The sequence below is a fragment of the Aequorivita lipolytica genome, assembly GCF_007997135.1.
GTDB lineage: Bacteria > Bacteroidota > Bacteroidia > Flavobacteriales > Flavobacteriaceae > Aequorivita > Aequorivita lipolytica.
The window spans coordinates 33,660-53,343 of the sequence record NZ_VORU01000007.1; the positions used below are offsets into that span (position 1 = coordinate 33,660).

Here is a 19,684-nt window from a genome sequence, read left to right on the forward strand (position 1 = left end):
TTTCGTATTTCGCACTTCGCTCGTCGCTCGTAATTCATACTTCAAAAAGGTTCCTAAGTGTTTCACCGGTAGGCGCTTTGCATCCGAGCTACTCTGTTTACAAAGTTGGTGTCTTCTTAAATTTTCAGTCCACCTTTTTCTTTACTTTCTTCAACTTCAATTCCTCAATATCTGCCTCTATTTTTTCTTTCTTTTTTCCAACCCTTATAAAGTCAAATATACTCATATAAACATTCGCGATCCATACCAGCGCAAAACCTCCAATTAGGTAGCCGCGCCAGTCTGCATACAACAAATGGTACCGAGTAATAATTAAAAAGGCGAGGGTAACATAATGGCTGAAACAATATTCGCAGGTAAACACATAATAGAATTTGCGTTGGAATAATGTTTTACAGGATTTAGATTTTTGCAAACAGAAATCCCTGGGTTCCTTAAATAATTCTTCATGCGTTACTGTCCAGGCAATGCAAGCTATGGGCAATGCCAGTAAAAAAAGATAGGTAACCTGTTCTGATAGTTGCATCGTGTATAAAATTAAATATAATTTTTAAACAACGAAATTAGTACTTTTTAGTGGTGTACGGTTTTCTACAGCTTTTTTTCCTATACTGTAATTTAGTTTTCATTATTCACTTTGGCAATAGTCAGTTTCGGATGTCTTTTGCCCAGTTTGTTGAAATGTTTAAGGAAGTTTCGGTAAATAATGTCGGTTTACTCGTTGCTTTTTAGCTTGATACGGCCATCATCGACCTCTGCAACCAATTGGGACAAAGTAAGACCCATTCCCCAAGTGTTTGCAATTTGGACGATGTGATTATTTTCTTGTGCCAAAAATTTTACGGCATTGGAGATGAGGTTTTTGAGTAGCTGCCTGAGTGCTGTACTATCATAAAAAGATAGCAAGAATATTTAGAGCCATCAATGTAGGAATCATTGCACAATATATTTAATTCTAACTTCAATTAAATACCCAACAACATCAAAACAACAATAGGAACCGATTCTGTAATAGTATATATAACCGTATTGTAATCCCCCTTGCCCTGTCTTAAATAAGTGCCATCCCAAGTGTATAGAACGGTATTATAATCTCCTTTTCCTTCTCGAATATATTTTCCATCCCAAGTAAGAAGAACCGTATTATAAGATCCTTTTCCCTGGCGAAGATATTGCCCATCCCACGAATATAAAACTGTATTGTAATCTCCCTTTCCCAAGCGGATGTATTCTTCATCTATGGTATAAAGTACCGTATTGTAACTTCCTTTTCCTTGCCTTAAATAGTTTCCATCCCAAGTATATAGCACCTCATTGTAATCGCCTTTCCCTTGACGGATGTAATCTTGACTAAAGAGCGCAGCAGGGATAAAAAAGAATAGTAGTAGAAATTTTACTTTCATAAAGATTATTAGTTCAAATAATATAACGGTTTAACCAGTGCTTTATCGGTCAAAAAGTAGACGTCGTTTAGTTGTTGGTAATAAAATATATTATCATTAATCATTCCTCAAAAATAGAAACAAATTATCAATTGTCTAACTCATATTCCCACTCAGCAAACGGAAATAGAGTATCTCAAAATTCAACTTTATATTAAAAAACGCTCCTTCCCCTTGAAATACTCATAAATCAAATAAATGATTGTCAATCAAGGGCAAGGTGCTTTGTCCTTCATAGCTTTACAGCGAAGAAGAAGCCGCCGCCTAAATCTCCATTAATTGTTAACATCCACATCAGGCGGACGGAAGGGGTTTCAATTCAACTTCAACTGAAAACTGACAACCGACACCTGAAAACCAACAACTGAAAACTAAAAACTCAACCCCCAATCTCCGTCAATATCTTCTGAATAGACCGTCCCCATTTCGAAAAAATCTCCACTGGTTTTGGATAATCTTGAATGCCAAGATGGGCGCTTTTTTCGTGCCATGGAATGTAAATATGCGCATCGTTTATTTTGGCAAGCTCGGGAATCCATTGTTGGATATAGTCTTTGGCTTTATATTTTAAACTTTGATGAATAGGGTTGGTATACCAAATTTCATAGGCTTGCATATGCCAGTTCATCCAGTTGGCGCTTACATCATAATCAATAAGCCTACTTTCAAAATAAGCCGCGCCCCAAGTCCAATCTATTCTATAATCGTGAACTAGAAAGCTAGAGCAATTAACACGACCGCGATTGCTCATATATCCACTTTTATTAAGCTGTCGCATATGCGCATCAACAAAGGGTAAGCCTGTTTTTCCATCGCACCATCTTTTGAAAAGAGCTGTGTTATTTTCAAAATCGATTCTTTTATTTCTAAATCCCTCAGTCTTAAAGATAGCATTGCCCATTCGCATTCCTTTAAACGTAAAGTAATCACGCCATACTAGCTCAAAAATCAACCACCAAGTACTCTGATTTTTTTTGACTAATTGCTCATATTGTTTTACTTTCTGATAAATAGTGCGCACACTCAGACTTCCCAAAGCCAAATAGGGCGAAAATTTAGAGCTGTAGTCCATCCCCAACGATTTATTTCTGGACCAGCGATACCCAGTTAAAAGTTTGGTTTCAAAGGTGTAGTTATGCAATCTATTGAGTGCAGCTGTTTCGCCACCAGCTATAAAAGGTTCTACTGCAGCAATCTCCTCTTCAGAAAAACCAAGTTTTTCGAAAGACGGGAAGGCTGTAGATTTAATAGCACTTGCAGCATTCGCTTGGATAGGTTCGTTATATGGTTCACGGACTTCAGTTTCTTTTCCTGTGGGAATTCGGTAGGCTTTGCTGGTGAGTGGAATTTTCGAAATAGTAAAAGGAATATCATCAATATGATACAAGGTCTTGCCCCAAAAAGTAATTAATGCTGCTTTTTCTGCGATACGTTTTTTTACTTCGGCCATCATTTGCAATTCCTCCCAAGCGTATTCTTTTTCAGCGTATATTTTAGAAATGGAATATTTGTTTACATAGGCATCAACGATCTCTTCCGGCAGCCCTAATTCAATATGTAGATGGCCTCCTATATTTTCCAGTCGTTTTTGAAGATCCAAAACTGTTTGCTTTAAGAAAATAACACGATTTGCATCAGCTTTTCTAAACCCGAGTGGCAACGTTTCAAATAATCTTTCGTCCACACAAAACAAATAGATTACTGGTAAGCCCGAAGCGATTGCGTGGCAAAGCACCTCATTATCGTGAAGGCGTAGATCATTCTTAAACCATACCAAAGCTTTTGGTTCTGCGGTGTCTTTCATAATTTTAATTGCTGCTATTGCCTTTGTATTTACGAAGTTTGAAAAGATTTTTTGTTGGCTGAATGCTACCCTCTGCAGGCTCCCGATTAAAATCCTCAAAAAAATTTACAGAAAAAAAGCCTTCAAACCCGTAGAACCAATGCTACGATTTGAAAGCTTTTTATGAATTCAAAAGAATATTACTCTTCTTCGTTCTTTGCTTTTTTTATGTTTTTCCCATCCGTCTGAGATTTCGGATTTAGGTTATCGTCTTTTGCAATTCCCTTTGCGTGGGGGATTGGATGTTTTCCTTGTTTGTCCTCGAAGTTTGGTGTTTTCATAATTTTTCTTTTTTTAAGTTTATTATACTTTGTTTACAATTTTTCAACAAGCTATTAAAAATAATTTCCAATGGCAAAGTCGCTAACAGTATTTAACATAAAATTATTTTCAACTGCGAACTGCGAACTGCGAACTGTGAACTGAGAACTGAGAACTGAAAGCTGCTCACTGAACACTAATCACTAATCAATCCTTCTTCTCATAAGGCGACTTCTTAACATTCCCTACCTCCCCATAGCCAGCCGGATCATTAGATTCTGGTATTTTTTCTGGATCTTCCTTTGAAGGCTTTTCAGTAATATCTGGTTTTGAATTTGGTTCTCCAGGATAATCTTGCTCTTCAATCTTTTGCTCGTTCTTCTTTTTTGGGTCCAGCATCGGGGTTTTCTTTTTAGCGTCTTTCATAACTGTTTTATTTATTTGAATAGGAAAATTACTTAAAATTAAAATTGCGTAAACACCCGCTAACATTGTTTAACAGTTTGTTTAAGAAGTACACAAAAATTTGAGCGAAGATTAAAAAGATTTTATCACCTTATTTTTCTAAAAGAGCCAGCTTCTCGTTCGCACAGCATTGCTATTCTGTTAAAATACTCTTAATATAAATGCTATATTTGGAACTGTATTTTTATTTATTCCAATTGCGGGATTCCGTAATGGGATGAATTGTGTTTGATTTAAATTTGAAAAAACAACTTTTATTATTTAATAAACCACAACTTATGATAAAAAACTTACTTCTATTTTTCTTTACACTTTCTCTATTTGGATGCAAAACCACAACTTACGTTCAGGTTTTTGAAACCAAAGCCAACAACGTAAAAATTGTTGATGAAACCTATTTATTTGAAAACGATTCTCTTAAAATAACCTATAATCTTTGGAGAGAAAGAGGCTTAATGCAATTTGAAATTTACAATAAGCTGGATACGCCCATTTATATAGATTGGAGAAAATCTTCTTATATAGATAATACTGTTAAGCTTAATTATTGGGAAGATGTGGAGCGAACAAATGCTCTATATTCAAGCTATTATTATAGTGGTTTTTATGGTTCTGCTGCCTCTGTAGGTTTCAATGATTGATATCACATTCTCTACTGCGAAGGACATGATATTCGCCCAAATAATAGGCAATACACTAACCATTAATTACCTAAAAAAGAAAGTATCCCGAAAGAAAAGGAAACCCTTTGTCATTAAGCAAAAAAAGTCCCCATTAAAATGGACCGGCACCAAGGTGGACCTTGTAGAATTGGTGTATGCCCTCCAGGCTAGCGGCATGATAAACAACGGACAGGCCAACCTAGCCGATTTGGCAACAGCCTTTGAAACCCTCTTTCAAAAAGATATGACCGATTTCTACAGAGTCTTCCTCGAAATCAGGAATCGAAAAAGCAATCAATCAAAATTATTAGACTTATTAAAAAGAAGCTTGCTCCAAAGAATAATCGAAATTGACGCCTAAAACACTAACCCGCCTCACCACAACAGACAACTGAGTCCCGACAACTCCCAAGTCTCACGCGTCCTGTCTCACAATCCTACTCTATAATATTCCAAAACCCTAACTCGTAACAAATATTCATAACCAACATTCGCCAAATTGATTTGCGCATTATCAAGATTATTTTTACTAATAATATAGTCCACACTATTGGATACACCATTATTAAAACGAATCTCATTAATACGAAAGGATTCTTTATAGGCTTCCACTTGATCCTGTAATAAACTATAGCGTTCAAAAGCAGCCTGCATTGTATTGTAGGACTGCTTAACGGATTGCTGAAGATTGAGCTTCGTCATTTCTAGAGTTGTTTGTGCTTCTTCTTTTTTAATTTTTTCAAGGGCTACATTATTTTTGGCTCGAAACCCGTTGAATAAAGGTACTGTAACCGCAAAACCTACCGAGGAATTCAAATTATTGGCAAACTGGTCATTATAAGGAATTTCCTCACTCTTAAAATTCGATTGCTCAGTTAACACCGCAAAATTTTGGTTGTTTATAGTCACAAAATCGCCATTTTCAATGATACTGGTTCCAGATTCAGTAAAAAGACGCGCCGCACTTGAATAGTTTGTATTCAAATTGGCGAAAAAACTTATTTCAGGAGTGTACTGTGATCTTGCTACAGCAACTCCCTTGCTTGCCGCTTCTAAGCTTAAATCGCTTGCCTTAACTGATGGAAATACATCCAAAGCCTGCGTATAGACTTCGTTAGGAGTATATGTATATTTTTCAATCTCTAACTTTTGATCCAAAGCGGCTACCGTAATTTCTTCATTTGCATTTATCAATGTGTTGAGATTGATAATTTCAGTTTCAAGAGTGTTCTCACTTTCCACTAAATTGGAAGCATCCGCTGCTATCTGACCTTGAAGATCTCTATATTCAGCGGGATTTCCTGTTTCTTCTTCATACAAACTTCTAAGCCGGTCTAGCTGTCCTTGTATTGTACCTACTCTGGCTTTGGCTAGTTTAACCAAATCCTGGGCATTGAGTACTTGTAAATAAGTTAAGGTAACGTTTAGTATCAATGCTTGTTTGGCGGCTTCCGTCTCCATCTCGGCGGCTTTCAGGTTCAGTTTCGCTTGCTTCCAACTATTGATAAGTCTAAAACCATTAAAAACCGTGGCATCTAGTCCCAACCCAGCATTCGAGAAGGTGAGCTGCTCGTTTACAAAAGAATTTGTAAAAGGGTCAATGCTCCGCCCATTTGAAATACCCAAATTATAATTGCCATTTATTGTGGGTAACAGCGCATTTTTGTTTTGCCTAAAATTTATATCACTCGTTTTTTCGTTTAAATGTGATTGCTTTAAATCCAGGTTATTTTTCAGCGCTAAATCAATACACTCCTCAAGGGTTCGCACAGTTCTTTCTTCTGTTTGCGCAAAAATTGTTAGGGGAAGACTTAATAGGAAAAAACAAATGATTTTATATTTCATGATTTTTGTTTGATGAATTGACTTAAATATGATTGCGGCCGCCATCCAGAAGATGCAAAGTGCGTGAGCCATAAGCTGCGTTTGTTTCTGAATGAGTTGCCTGAATTATGGTTACACCTGCTTGGTTAAGTTCCTTAAAAAGTTGCATAATTTCCTCACTTTGTTTGGAATTGAGGTTGCCTGTTGGCTCGTCTGCAAGAATTAGTTTTGGCTTTGCTATTAATGCACGCGCAACACCCACTAATTGCTGTTGGCCACCACTCAACTGGCTTGGGAAAAGATCTTTTTTGCCCACAATATTAAAGCGGTCAAGCATATCGGCAACCAAAGCTTTGCGTTCAGAGGACTTTACATTTTTGTAAAGTAAGGGCGTTTCTATATTTTCATAAACCGTCAACTCATCTATTAAATGATAAGCCTGAAATACAAAACCAATGTATTCCTTGTATAGCTTGGAACGGTTTTTTTCCTTCATGGAATGGACGGACTCATCCAGAAATTTATATTCGCCTTCCTGAAAGTTGTCAAGCATTCCTATTACGTTGAGCAAAGTGGATTTCCCCGAACCGGATGGGCCCATTATCGAAATAAACTCGCCTTCTTCCACTTGTAGGTTAATGTCTTTCAGAAGAAAAATTCTACTTCCCCCTTGGGTTACCCATTTAAAAATGTTGTTAAGTTCTAGTAACATATTGTTTATTTTCTATTAGTATTTTTATTTCTATTATGTTTAAGCTGCGCAAAGCGATTTTAAATAACTCCCAATCATCTCGAAAAGGTTAATTGTCAATTGTTATTTTTTTTCTATCAACTATCAACTATCAACTATCAACTATCAACTATCAACTATCAACCATCAACCATCAACCATCAACTATCATCCGAACACTTTTTTTATTCCGTCTTCAAACTCTCCACCGGATTTTTCAAGGCCGCCTGTATGGTGCGGAAACTTATGGTCAATACAGCAATTACCAAGGCTATGGCGCCTGCAGCCAAAAAAATCCAAATATTCAAATCTATGCGATACACGTAATTTTGAAGCCATTGCGAGGTTGCATACCAAGCAATGGGAGTTGCAATTAAAAAAGCGATTCCTACCAATTTCAAAAAATTTTTCGTCAACAAAACGGTGATTGTAGATACACTAGCTCCAACCACTTTTCGGATACCAATTTCCTTTTTACGTTGCGATACCACCAATAATGAAATAGCAAAAAGACCGATACAACTTAAAAGTATTGCAAGTATGGAAGCACTGGAAATCATAGTTGTCATCATTCGTTCTTTTTGTAATGTGCGGTCTATATTTGCATCTAGAAATGATCCTAAAAATTCGGTGTCGGGTTCTAACTTATTCCAAGCTGCTTTTACTACATCGTACGATTTTACCAAATTGACTGGCGCAACCTTAACATAAGCTTGATATAGTGGCTTTTTTGAATTCATAAAAAAGCTTAGCGGCTGTATAGATTTATCCATTCCCTGAAAATTGAAATCCTTAACCACCCCAATCACGGAATATTGAATAGAATCGTCTAATACAAACTTGATGTTTAATGGATCTTTTTCGCCAAATTCTTTAACCATAGATTCGTTTATAACCACTGAAAGACTGTCTGTAGCATATTCTCTATTAAACGAACGTCCCTTTATAATCGGAATATCCAGCGTCTGCGGATAATCATAATCCACAAAAAGGAGGTTGGTTTCTACCTCACGCCCTTTATATTCAAATCCCATGGCACTTGTGGAATTAGTTCCATCTTTACCAAGCCCCAAAATATTGTCTGCTGCAGTTACACTTACAATATTTGGCTTATCTGAAAGTTCATCACGAATTAATTGCATTAGTTGTTTACGATCTTTTTTAGTTTTTAAAGGAAATGCGATTACCTGTTCTTTATTAAAACCCAGATCTTTGTTCCGCATATAATCAAGTTGTTCTTGCAATACTAGCGTACCACTTATTAGCAAAATGGCGATACCAAATTGCACAACAATTAGTGCATTGCGCACCCTATTTCTACCAGTAACTTCCAACTTGCCTTTTAAGGATTGAAGTGTGCCGAGCTTGCTCATTAAGTAGGCAGGATAACCACCGGCAATAAGCGTAATCATTAATAGTGAAATAATAAACCCAAAAATTATAGTCGGAGTTGCAATTAAATTAAAAGATGCTTTTGTACGGAACAAAGTTTGAAAAGTATCAAGCAATAAAAAGGAAAGTAGCGTAGCGAACATTACTGAAACAATGAAGACAAGAATACTTTCGCCCCAAAACTGAAAAAAGAGTTGACTTTTGCTAGCTCCGAGCGTTTTGCGCATCCCAATTTCGCGAAGGCGTTGTGCACCTTTAGCGATACTCATATTTATAAAATTAACGCTTGCAATGAACAAAATAAGCAGCGCAATAGATAGTATAAGATATTGCAGCGTTTTGCTAACTTTTACATTGGCAACCTGTAAGTCTGCAAAACTCACATCTGTAAAAGGCAAAAGATGAATTTGCTGAAATTGCCCATCGGCATTTGGTTTGGCGCCGTCGCGTTTGGCAGTTGTAATATCATCGGCAAAGTGCAGATTTGAAAACGGACGAGTTGATTTTTCGAATTTTTCAGGAGTTATGTTGGCAGCCAGTTTAAGGTAAACTGGATGATTATGAGCATCCCAACGATCTTTGTTATCTTTATAAAACGAATCTGGCAAATCTTGAAAATTGAAAATTGCGCCAAACCGCAAAGAGCTTGCCTCGGGAAAATCTTTTAAAATGGCAGAGACTGTATAAGGTGCGGCTTCATTATTTCGTTGAAGGGTAATTGTTTTTCCAAAAGCATTTTCAGAACCAAATATAATCTTGGCGGTTTCCTCGGTAAGTGCGACGGTAGATCGTTCAATAGGATTGATTTTATTTCCTTCCAAAACTGGAAAAGTAAAAATGTCAAAAAAATCAGGATCTGCCCACGCTGAACCAATGCTCAAGGTTTTTTCTTTATAGGTAATAAGCGGGCCTCCTGTAGCATAACGTGTTATTTTTTCAACGCCTGGAATCTCTGATTTTAATGTTGGAGCAAAGGGAATTGGATTTGCATCACTGGATTCTGAACCTTCAGGTATTTGTGAAGTTGTATACACTTGATAGATCGAACCAACGTTTTCATGAAATTTATCAACAGACAATTCAAATAAAGCATACATGCTCAATAAAAATGCGACCCCAAAGGCAGCCGTCAATCCAATAATATTTAGCGCTGTGAAGGTTCTATCCTTCCAAAGATTACGCAATGCTATTTTTATATAGTTTCTAAACATATTTTAAAAGATTAATTGTTGAATAAAGATTCAAGATTAAAGAGCCAAGACTGATAACTGAACACTGAACACTTTTTTTTCACTCCGTCCGTAAACTCTTAACTGGATTTGCGATTGCAGCTTTTATTGCCTGAAAACTAACCGTAATTAAGGCAATCAATACGGCTAATATTCCAGCCACAGCAAATACCCACCACCCAATGTCTATTCTATATTCATAATCCTGAAGCCAATCTTTCATTATCCACCATGCCAATGGAAACGAGATTATACAGGAAATGACTACCAGTTTTAGAAAATCCTTAGATAATAAGCCCACAAGATTCCGTACACTTGCTCCAAGCACTTTTCGTACGCCAATCTCTTTTTTTCGTTGCTCGGCTGTATAGGCTGCAAGGCCAAATAGTCCAAGACAGGATATAAGAATGGCTATTGCGGCAAAAATACCTGCCAGCTCTCCAATTAGCGTTTCTGTTTTAAACGATTTTTCAAATTGTTCGTCCACAAATTTGTATTCAAATGGATAGCTGGGATTGTTCTCCTCCATAATATTTTTTAGTGCGGGTAAAGCTTTTGACAGGTCGGCATTTCTTTTAAAGCGTATGTTGAGATAATTTCCATACTCACTTGCGTAGAACATTAAGGGCGTACTTTTCTCATAGAGATTATTGTAAACAAAGTCGTCGACAACCCCAATAACGGTAAGCGGCTGATCCTGAAATTGAATAGTGGAACCTACAACATCGTTCAGGCCAGTAAGTTTTGCAAATGATTTATTAATGAGAATGCTGCTACTGTCGGTTTCTATATTGGGATAAAAATCGCGACCCTCTTTGAGTTTGATTCCCATTGATTTTATGTAATCTGGAGAAACACCTTCAAAGGTTATCAAAACTTGTTTTTCAGGGTCTTTACCTTGCCAATTAAAATTACTTGTGGTACTGCCTTTGAACAGTGGTGTATTTGTACTTAAGGAAACATTTTCCACAAAACCACTCTGTAAAAGACTATTTTTTATAGGTTCAACATTTTTTTGAATATTTTCATTAACATCTATATAAACCAAATGCTGCTTGTCAAAGCCCAGATTTCTGTCCTTTACATGCTGTATCTGTTGATAAATCAATATAGTACTGATAATCAAAATTACCGAAATTGAAAATTGGGCAACTACTAATCCCTTTCTAACCCATACGGCACTTCCCTCTTTTATTTTCAATCCTTTTAAAACTTTGACTGGTTTAAATGAAGAAAGATAAAAGGCTGGAAATATTCCCGAGATAAGTCCGCAGAGAAGTGTAATACCCAGTAATATGCCCAAATGGAGAGGATCAAAAATATTAACGGAAAGTTCTTTTTCAATTAGAAGGTTAAAAAATGGTAACAAGAGAAACAATAACCCAACAGCCAATAACGCAGATAGCAAGGCGGTAATTAGGGATTCTCCTATAAATTGAAAAATTAATCCACTTTTACCAGCACCTAATACCTTGCGAACGCCAACCTCTCCAGCCCTTTTTTGAGAACGAGCAGTGCTAAGGTTCATAAAGTTGATGCAGGCGATAATCAAAATAATCCAAGCAATAAGACTGAAGAGTTTTACGTATTTAATTCTGCCCGGAATTTCCTTGCCGTTTTCAAAAGTGTCGTAAAGTCTCCAACGGGTCATAGGGTAGAGCTCTATTTTTGCTATGGCACCATCCTGTTTTGTGCTTATGTAATCATAGAGTTTTTTGTTGATGACAGAAACATCGGTGTTGGCTTTAATTTGCACAAAAGTATTCACTCCGAGACTTGCCCAGTATTTTAGCCATTCATTGTCGTTTTCATATAGTTTAAACGGCGCTACCCATTCAAAGTCGAAAGATGTATTATCGGGTAAATCTTCTATAATTCCTTGAACAACATATTGCCGATCAGTATCTACTTGTATTGTTTTGCCGATAATATTTTTTGTAGATCCAAAAATTTTATAAGCTAATTTTTGAGTAAGAACTACGGAGTTCAATTGATTAAAAGCGGAAGAAGCCGAACCTTCCAAAAAATTCAATTGAAACATATCTAAAAAAGAGGGATCAACAAAGTTTCCCTTTACATAAAAGTTTTTTTCATTAACCGAAAAAAGCTCTTGATTACTCACGGAAGAACGTGCAGTATTTACCACACCCGGTATATCTGTCTGCATACTGGCAGCTAAAAGACCAGGTGTTGCATCATACGTCTTTGTGCCACTATCATTGGGAAGGAATGTTTTTACCTTATACAAACTATCTTTATTGGCGAAATAATCATCAAAACGTATCTCATCCTCTACCCAAAGAAAGATCATGCTTGCACAAGTAATTCCAACGGCTAGACCGAATATATTGATGAAGCTAAAACCTTTGTTCTTCGAAAGATTCCGCAATGCTATTTTAAAATAATTCCTAATCATCTTGAAAACATTAATTGTTATTTATCATTTTTTTTCTGCCAACTGCAACCGCCCCGAAGATATGCCTATGGCAAATACTGAAAATTTTTTTTACTCAGTTTTTAAGCTCTTCACTGGATTTGCCCTCGCAGATTTTACGGCCTGAATTCCCACCGTGAAGGCCGTTATGAGTAATGCGAAAAATCCACTAAGAACAAACATCCACCATTGAAGGGAGATTCGATATGCAAAATCTCTCAACCAAGCGTCCATTATATACCAAGCGATCGGGAAAGCTATAAGCGCAGCAATTCCCACGAGGATGATATAATCTTTAGAAAGCATCACGATCAATTTTAGAACCCCAGCACCCAAAACTTTCCGGATGCCTATTTCCTTTACCCGTCTTTTGGCCATAAAAGATATTAGCCCAAACATGCCCAAACACGAAATGAAAATAGTCAATAGCGCTACCACATTTACCGTTTTTAGCATTCCTTCAATCAACCTGTATTGGGCACTTACTTTATCTGTTAAATTTTCTTGTCGATATTTTCTTCTGGAATCAATATTGCTAAATCCATTGGCAATAAGTTTTTCTATACTCTTTTGATGACCCTCTGCGAACCGAACCGAAAGAAATCGATTAGATGCTAAGGAATTTTTGTTACTATAAAAGTGGACTAAAGGTTCCACAGCGTTTTGCATATCTTGATAATGAAAATCTTCCATTACGCCAACCACAGGATTTCCAGAAGTAACACTCCCTTTCCCCTTTAATCGTTTACCCTCGATGGAATTCCATCCAAGCGCTTTCATAGTTGTTCTATTGATTATAACTGGATGATCGTCGGCTGAATCCAGCTTCTCATCAAAATCCCTTCCCATCACCAATGGAATTCTAAGTGTTTTTAGGTAGCCTTCATCCGTATTTGCAAAGCGGGTGCGAACTTCCCTATCTGTTTCAGGATCATAAACCTGATTATAATTAAAATCATAATTAGACGGAATCGCATCACTAACAGCAAAATCTTTTACGTATGGATCTGCATTGAGTTTATTCAATAAATCGTTAAATTTTAAGGTTGCTGTTTCTTTATTTTTATACTCCAAATCGATATTCCCAACTATAACATTCTCTTTGTTGAAACCCAATGGGGCATTTTTCATATAACCAATTTGGCTATTCAAAATAATTGCCACACAGATAAATAGAATCGCGATGGTAAACTGTAGGACGATAAATGAATTGCGAACCAAGAAATTGCTTTTTATAGTATCTATCCTTCCCTTTATTCCTGTTGAAATGGGTGCCGAGATAAACCGAAGTGTAGGCAGTATTCCAACCACCAGCGTAACAAATAATCCCAAACCAATTGCAAATAAAATAACGGGATAATCATTTGTTACCGTAAAAGAGATACTACCAAAATCGGCACCGTAAATACCATTTAATTTGGGCAATAAAAATCCAAGAAAAAGTAGTGCGGAAATTGAGATTGACGCAAATACCAAAATACCATTCTCGATACAAAACTGAATAATGATACTTTTTTTATTGCCCCCTAATATTTTTCGCACTGCGATATCTTTCGTGCGGCGATACATTGTGGAGGTATTTAAATTGAGTAAATTAATAAGCACAATGAGCAATACAAATACCGATGCTGCAATAGAGCCACTGATAATAGTATCAATTACTGGAAGACTGTCTGATCTCATACCTGAAAAAGGCATTAGCTTTATTTCTGAAAGTGTTGAAGGATCTGAATAATTTTTTTTGGCCAATGCAGTAACCTGGCTTTCAAACCGTGCAATATCTGTTGTTGGTTTTAATTTGAAAAAATTAACGGTAAAACTATCACTCCAATCGGCACGGGCTATAAAAGTGGGATAATCCTCTAAGAGTTTGGTGGGCATCAAAACACCTAAACGAAATGCAGAATAGGGGCTTAAATCACCTATAACTCCTGTTACTGTAAGATTTATACTGTCATTAAGCTTAATGGTTTCTCCCAAAGGATTTTTTTCACCAAATATTTTTTGGCTGATTTTGTGAAAAAGTACAATGGAATACTTTTTTTCCAATGCCGTTTCAGGATTGCCATACTTAAACGGTAGGGAGAAAATTTTAAAAAAATCGGGATCTACATAATTTGAACTTTCTTGAAACTCAGTTTCGCCATATTTTAGCCACGGTTGGCCCCAACCTTGCATATGTGTTGCGGCAATAACTTCTGGTGATGCTTTAACGATTTCATTTAGAAGTGGATATGGGGTTGACTTATAGGTGTCGCCGCCAGTGGTTACCGTTTTTAAGTAGAAGATGTTTTCTTGACCCTCAATATTGGAATCCGCATTGTAATAGGCATAAACTGAAAAAGCCAAAGTCAATACGCTCCCAATCCCGATACTCAACCCCAAAAGGTTAAGTGTTGATAGCAGTTTGTTTTTCCACAAATTGCGAAGAGATATTTTTATATGGTTCTGTATCATTAGAATGTGTTAGTTTTAAAAAATTTATTTCAGGACTCAATTCAATACTGCTGGTTTATACTTTATTTCATTCCGTTCGTAAACTTTTTACAGGATTTGCAATGGCTGCTTTTATTGCTTGAAAGCTTACGGTTATTAAAGCAATCAAAACCGCTGAGAACCCGGCAATTGCAAAAACCCATAGTTTTATATCAATCCGGTAAGCAAATCCCTGCAACCAATTTTGCATAACATACCACGAAATGGGAACGGATATTAGTATTGACAATAACACCAACACCAAAAAGTCCTTTGATAAAAGTTTTACAATCCCTAGTACGCTAGAACCTAAAACTTTCCGTACCCCAATTTCCTTGCGGCGCTGTTCTGCTGTAAAGGCCGATAATCCAAAAAGTCCCAAACAGGAGATTATGATTGCCAACACGGCAAAAATCTGAGAAAGATTCTCCACCAGTTGTTCGCTTTTAAAACGCTCGTTAAAGGCTTCATCTACAAATCTATATTCAAATGGAAATCCTGGATTCTGCGTTTTTAGCACACTTTCTATTGCTGCAAGCGTTTTATTTATTTCAACTCCAACTGCAGGTTTTATATACATATAATCTGCTTCTTCAGCTTGGTGATAAAACATAACAGGATCGCTTGTGCCATACATATCGCCATATAAAAAATCTTTGACAACGCCGTTAATTGTTAATAGTTGGCCGTTATAATCTATCGTATTTCCAACAACATTATCAGTAGCCATAAGCTTTGCGAAAGATTCGGATATTAAAACCTTCGTACTATCTACAGCTTCGGAAGATGTAAAACCTTTGCCTTCCTTTAGTACCATTCCGGCAGTATTGAAAAATTGAGGCGTCACCGTTCTAATGGAAATCAAGATATCTGCATCGGTTGTTTTTCCTTGCCAATCAATGCCTGAGGTATTATTTCCACCAGACAAAATCTGTGAATTCATCAAAGCCACACTTTCAACCAAGCCAGAAGACGTTAATTCTTGTTCTATAGATTTAAAGTTTTTAATAATATCGCCATTTGCGGCGGGCATTTCAATTAGGTTTTCCTTTACCATCCCCAAATTGCGGTTTTTAATATGCTGCACTTGTTGATACACCAATAGGGTGCTAATGATAAAAATTATAGATATCGAAAATTGGATTACCACCAATGTCTTTCTGGTAAAAGAGGCACTTCCAGATTGTCTCCGGCTTCCTTTTAATACTTCAATTGGTTTGAAGGATGAAAGATAAAATGCGGGATATAGTCCAGAAATAATTCCACAGAACAGCGTGATAATTACTATCGGTAGAAAATGTATCGGGGCTGTAATTGCCAAGCTTAGATTTTTGTCTATTAGCAAATTAAACTGCGGAATTAAGGCTATTAAAAGCAATAAACTAACAATTCCGCTGATGAAAGCTGTAAGTACGGCTTCAGTTAAAAACTGAAAAATCAACTGTTTTCTGCCCGAACCCAACGCTTTGCGCATTCCAACCTCATTGGCACGTTTTTCACTTCGCGCGGTAGAAAGATTCATAAAATTGATGCAAGCGATTATTAGAATAATCAGTGCTATAAAGCTGAATAATCGAACATATTCAATCCGACCGCCATCAATTTTACCATTCTCAAATTTGCTTCGTAAGTGCCAATCGTTTGCCGAAAATAAAATTGCTTCGGTTTCTGCATCACCCGTTTTTGCAGGTAAAATTGCTTTTACTTTCTCATTAACTTTTTCAACATCGGAACCTGCGGCCAATTTAACGAAGGTATCTGTAAAATTAGCGCCGTAACCCTGTGTCCATTCTTTACCATCGGTAAAGTTTTCAAAGGGTGCCAACCAATCAAAAGTAAAGCTTGTATTTTCTGGAAAATCTTTAACAACTGCAGTTATAACAAACGTTTCTTTCTTATCAAACTGAATATTTTTGCCAATTGCATCGTCACTTTTATCGAAAAAAATAGATGCTATTTTTTGCGTTATGATAACCGATTTTTTCTCCTTAAAAGCATCTTTAGGATTTCCCGCAATAAAATTGAGTCCGAAAATGTCTATTAAATCTTTATCTGCAAAGCTACCAGCGCTATTTACAGATTTTTCACCAACATTAAATAAATAGCCAATATCGCGCTTTCGTGCCGATTTCGTAATTTCAGGTATTTCAGCTTTTAAAACAGCAGCTAAAGGTCCAGGAGTAGCTTGAAAGAAAGTGCGCCATTCGCCATCGTATTTTTGATTTGTAGGAACTGCAAAAACCAATTCCTTATCGGGTATTGCTTGGTCAAAATTCACCTCATCTTCAACCCAGAGAAGAATTAGGCTGGCACAGGTAATCCCAATAGCCAGACCAAAAATATTGATGAATGAATAGCCTTTGTTTTTCCAAAGATTCCGCCACGCGATTTTAAAATAATTTCTAATCATCATTTATATTTTTTATTCCCTCCCCAACCCTCCCCGAAGGGGAGGGAGCTATTTCTGAGTAACCATTCCCCCCTTTGGGGGTTAGGGGGATTATTCCGTCCTCAGACTCTTAACGGGATTAGCAATCGCCGCTTTAATCGCTTGAAAACTCACTGTTAAAAGCGTTATAATAAGCGCAGCTCCTCCAGCAATCAGAAAAACCCACCACTCGATATTGATTCGATATGGGAAATCCTGCAACCAATTTTGCATTATGAAATAGGCGAGTGGTGCCGCGATTATAAATGCAATGCCTACCAATCGTACAAAATCCTTAGTTAAAAGCCGTACCATATTTTGAACGCTTGCACCCAAAACTTTACGGATTCCTATTTCCTTTTTCTTTTGTTCCGCCACGAATGAAACCAGGCCGAAAAGCCCTAAACAGCTGATTAAAATTGCCAAGGATGTAAATAAGACGGAAATTTTACCCAATCGCTTCTCTTCTGCATATAACTTTTCCACTTCCTTATCCACAAAATTGAAAACAAAAGGCGTATTGGGATTTATAGTTTTCCAAGAGCTTTCCAAAGTATTGAGAAGGGCTTCATAATTTTGTGTTTCAGCCTTTAGGATTATCCAATCTGGTGTATTTTCATTGTAAAGCAAAATAGGTTTGACTTCTTCTTTTAAAGAGGCAAAATTATAATCAGCGGTTACACCTACAATTTCAAACTCATCAACTTCACCTTCATAGGTTTGTATAATTTTTAATCCAACAGCTTTGTCCAGCGGAATTTGAAAAGCATCCAAAGCTGCCTTATTTACCAAAATTTGATTTTCATCATTATCTCTTAACGTGCGGCCTGCCAAAAGGGAAGTACCAACCGTTTCAAGGTAATTAGGACTAACGCCATTGTAAATTACCAAGGTTTGGTCTGCCGGATTTCCCCCGGGTAGCGTCATTCCCATATCTCCCAGAATCTTTTCAGAGGGATAATAGTTGGTGCCCGCAACTTGTTTTATGCCTTTGATTGTTCGGAAGTTTGATTGTATCGTGCTGAATTTCTCTGAAACGTTTTGTGTTCCCAATCGTACCGCAATCAGGTTTTCCTTATCAAAACCCATATCCATTTTCTGTGAAAATTTCACCTGTTGGGTGATGATGATTACTACGGAAATCAAACCAATGGAAACCACGAACTGAAATACTACTAGGGCTTTTCGCAAATAGCCGTTGCCTAAATTCAAGTTTACTGAACTTTTCAAAACTTTAACGGGCTTGATAGATGACAGTATCAGCGCGGGATATAGTCCTGCTATGAGTCCGGTTAAGATTCCTAAAATCAAAAGCGCAACTAAAATTCGCCAGTCCAATAGATTAGAATACCCAATATCACCTTGCGTTAAAGTATTGACAAAGGGTAATGCAATTGCAGTAAACGGAATGCTTAAAATAGAAGCGAATAGCGAAAGCAAAATAGATTCTCCTAAAAATTGACGAACCAAATCGCCCTTTTCTGCGCCTATTGCTTTACGCACACCAATTTCCTTTGCACGTTTATTGGCTCTCGCCGTACTCAAGTTTATAAAATTAATACAAGCCACCAATTGAATAAAAAGTGCCAAAATAAGCAACATATAAAGGTAGTTGATGTCTGAAACGGTACCTATCTGGTTTCGGATGCCTTTTGAAAAGAGATGAATGTCGGTCACTTTTTGCAATGATAGCGATTTACTAAATCCTACCGCTGCCAAATCCTTGGCACCGTGCCTTTGTAAAAATTCTGGAAACTTGGCTTCTAAATGGCTTGTATTTGCGCCGGATTTTAATCTTAGGTAGCTCATCGTAAAATTCTGTGTGGCAAAATTCTGGATTTCCATCACACGGCGGCCGAATCCACCCGAATCCATAGTCAAAATATAATTTGGGTTTAAGTGCGACTTCCCAAAATCTTCCTTAAAAACACCTTTAATAGTAAGGGTCTGTTCCTCTGCCCCACTGCCTAGCACCAATGTTTTGTTTAGCGCTTTTTTACTTCCGAAGAGTTTCTTAGCCAGTGTTTCTGAAAGCACGATAGAATTGGGTGCGCTTAAAGAACCTTCAGGATTTCCTTCGACAAATGGATAATTGAACATTTTGAAAAAGGTGGAATCCGCTAAATATCCTCGGGTTTCATAATACGCTTCATCACTCTCCGGATTTCTTAATAGTCCGTCATTTCCTTCCCCAAAATAAACAACACGGCAGACTTCCTTAACTTCTGGAAAATCTTCCTTCATTGCAAAAGCAATTGGTGGTGAAACTCCAGCAGAGGGTGCGCCGTCTTCGTTCTCATTTATAATCGTGTTTAATCTGTATATTGAAGAGGAGTCTGCAAACTGTTTGTCATACCCAAACTGTGCAATCACGTGGATCAGGATGCTCAAACAGCAAACCGTACCCACCGTTAATCCCAACAGATTTATAACGGTCTGCAACTTATTCTTCTGAAGGCTTCTCCAGGCTATTTTGATGTAGTTCCTTATCATTTTATA

The 19,684-nt window shown here is 37.0% G+C and carries 14 protein-coding genes; 2 read left to right on the forward strand and 12 right to left on the reverse strand.

Features of this window, described 5'->3' with window-relative positions:
- Nucleotides 1-124 precede the first annotated feature (124 nt).
- The 5 genes from ESV24_RS09360 to ESV24_RS09375 form a co-directional block, all read right to left on the reverse strand.
- Nucleotides 125-526, reverse strand: a complete 402-nt coding sequence (locus ESV24_RS09360) for a hypothetical protein (RefSeq protein WP_111816397.1) — start codon at nt 524-526, stop codon at nt 125-127.
- Nucleotides 527-965: 439 nt separating this feature from the next.
- The gene (locus tag ESV24_RS09365) at nt 966-1,403 is read right to left on the reverse strand and encodes a hypothetical protein (RefSeq protein ID WP_111816395.1); all 438 of its coding nucleotides are present in this window, start codon (nt 1,401-1,403) and stop codon (nt 966-968) included.
- A gap of 418 nt (nt 1,404-1,821) precedes the next feature.
- A complete protein-coding gene (locus ESV24_RS09370; protein ID WP_111816435.1) occupies nt 1,822-3,246 on the reverse strand; it encodes a DASH family cryptochrome in 1,425 nt (474 codons plus the stop codon).
- Between the two features lie 179 nt (nt 3,247-3,425).
- Nucleotides 3,426-3,566, reverse strand: a complete 141-nt coding sequence (locus tag ESV24_RS15305; RefSeq protein ID WP_160110622.1) for a hypothetical protein — start codon at nt 3,564-3,566, stop codon at nt 3,426-3,428.
- Nucleotides 3,567-3,753: 187 nt separating this feature from the next.
- Nucleotides 3,754-3,972, reverse strand: coding sequence for a hypothetical protein (locus ESV24_RS09375; protein WP_146743170.1), 219 nt, complete (start codon nt 3,970-3,972; stop codon nt 3,754-3,756).
- A 317-nt stretch (nt 3,973-4,289) separates the two neighbouring features.
- Between ESV24_RS09375 and ESV24_RS09380 the strand changes: the two genes are divergently transcribed.
- Together ESV24_RS09380 and ESV24_RS09385 are read left to right on the forward strand one after the other, a co-directional pair.
- Nucleotides 4,290-4,652 (forward strand): hypothetical protein, encoded by a 363-nt coding sequence (locus ESV24_RS09380; protein WP_146743169.1) that lies wholly within the window; start codon nt 4,290-4,292, stop codon nt 4,650-4,652.
- Entirely contained in the window at nt 4,645-5,034 is a 390-nt protein-coding gene (locus ESV24_RS09385) for an RteC domain-containing protein (protein WP_111816392.1), read from the forward strand. The genes ESV24_RS09380 and ESV24_RS09385 overlap by 8 nt, the downstream gene beginning before the upstream one ends.
- Before the next feature lie 68 nt (nt 5,035-5,102).
- Here ESV24_RS09385 and ESV24_RS09390 read toward each other — a convergent pair whose 3' ends face one another.
- The 7 genes from ESV24_RS09390 to ESV24_RS09425 form a co-directional block, all read right to left on the reverse strand.
- Nucleotides 5,103-6,518: a TolC family protein gene (locus ESV24_RS09390; protein WP_111816434.1), complete on the reverse strand. Its 1,416-nt coding sequence runs from the start codon at nt 6,516-6,518 to the stop codon at nt 5,103-5,105.
- A 22-nt stretch (nt 6,519-6,540) separates the two neighbouring features.
- The gene (locus ESV24_RS09395) at nt 6,541-7,209 is read right to left on the reverse strand and encodes an ABC transporter ATP-binding protein (protein ID WP_111816391.1); all 669 of its coding nucleotides are present in this window, start codon (nt 7,207-7,209) and stop codon (nt 6,541-6,543) included.
- Nucleotides 7,210-7,412: 203 nt separating this feature from the next.
- Nucleotides 7,413-9,830: an ABC transporter permease gene (locus tag ESV24_RS09405; protein ID WP_111816390.1), complete on the reverse strand. Its 2,418-nt coding sequence runs from the start codon at nt 9,828-9,830 to the stop codon at nt 7,413-7,415.
- A gap of 79 nt (nt 9,831-9,909) precedes the next feature.
- Nucleotides 9,910-12,264, reverse strand: coding sequence for an ABC transporter permease (locus tag ESV24_RS09410; RefSeq protein ID WP_111816389.1), 2,355 nt, complete (start codon nt 12,262-12,264; stop codon nt 9,910-9,912).
- 90 nt (nt 12,265-12,354) lie between these two features.
- Nucleotides 12,355-14,739 carry an ABC transporter permease gene (locus ESV24_RS09415; RefSeq protein WP_111816388.1) on the reverse strand — a complete coding sequence of 795 codons (2,385 nt, stop codon included), beginning with the start codon at nt 14,737-14,739 and terminating at the stop codon, nt 12,355-12,357.
- A 67-nt stretch (nt 14,740-14,806) separates the two neighbouring features.
- A complete protein-coding gene (locus tag ESV24_RS09420) occupies nt 14,807-17,170 on the reverse strand; it encodes an ABC transporter permease (protein ID WP_317046806.1) in 2,364 nt (787 codons plus the stop codon).
- Between the two features lie 87 nt (nt 17,171-17,257).
- Complete coding sequence (locus ESV24_RS09425) at nt 17,258-19,678, reverse strand: ABC transporter permease (RefSeq protein ID WP_111816387.1); 2,421 nt, start codon at nt 19,676-19,678, stop codon at nt 17,258-17,260.
- Nucleotides 19,679-19,684: the final 6 nt, after the last annotated feature.

What these genes read in the sequence shown, in the direction of transcription:
- ESV24_RS09360 (WP_111816397.1), bottom strand. Translation starts at nt 526, where the DNA reads ATGCAACTATCAGAACAGGTTACCTATCTTTTTTTACTGGCATTGCCC.
- ESV24_RS09365 (WP_111816395.1), bottom strand. Translation starts at nt 1,403, where the DNA reads ATGAAAGTAAAATTTCTACTACTATTCTTTTTTATCCCTGCTGCGCTC.
- ESV24_RS09370 (WP_111816435.1), bottom strand. Translation starts at nt 3,246, where the DNA reads ATGAAAGACACCGCAGAACCAAAAGCTTTGGTATGGTTTAAGAATGAT.
- ESV24_RS15305 (WP_160110622.1), bottom strand. Translation starts at nt 3,566, where the DNA reads ATGAAAACACCAAACTTCGAGGACAAACAAGGAAAACATCCAATCCCC.
- ESV24_RS09375 (WP_146743170.1), bottom strand. Translation starts at nt 3,972, where the DNA reads ATGAAAGACGCTAAAAAGAAAACCCCGATGCTGGACCCAAAAAAGAAG.
- ESV24_RS09380 (WP_146743169.1), top strand. Translation starts at nt 4,290, where the DNA reads ATGATAAAAAACTTACTTCTATTTTTCTTTACACTTTCTCTATTTGGA.
- ESV24_RS09385 (WP_111816392.1), top strand. Translation starts at nt 4,645, where the DNA reads ATGATTGATATCACATTCTCTACTGCGAAGGACATGATATTCGCCCAA.
- ESV24_RS09390 (WP_111816434.1), bottom strand. Translation starts at nt 6,518, where the DNA reads ATGAAATATAAAATCATTTGTTTTTTCCTATTAAGTCTTCCCCTAACA.
- ESV24_RS09395 (WP_111816391.1), bottom strand. Translation starts at nt 7,209, where the DNA reads ATGTTACTAGAACTTAACAACATTTTTAAATGGGTAACCCAAGGGGGA.
- ESV24_RS09405 (WP_111816390.1), bottom strand. Translation starts at nt 9,830, where the DNA reads ATGTTTAGAAACTATATAAAAATAGCATTGCGTAATCTTTGGAAGGAT.
- ESV24_RS09410 (WP_111816389.1), bottom strand. Translation starts at nt 12,264, where the DNA reads ATGATTAGGAATTATTTTAAAATAGCATTGCGGAATCTTTCGAAGAAC.
- ESV24_RS09415 (WP_111816388.1), bottom strand. Translation starts at nt 14,739, where the DNA reads ATGATACAGAACCATATAAAAATATCTCTTCGCAATTTGTGGAAAAAC.
- ESV24_RS09420 (WP_317046806.1), bottom strand. Translation starts at nt 17,170, where the DNA reads ATGATGATTAGAAATTATTTTAAAATCGCGTGGCGGAATCTTTGGAAA.
- ESV24_RS09425 (WP_111816387.1), bottom strand. Translation starts at nt 19,678, where the DNA reads ATGATAAGGAACTACATCAAAATAGCCTGGAGAAGCCTTCAGAAGAAT.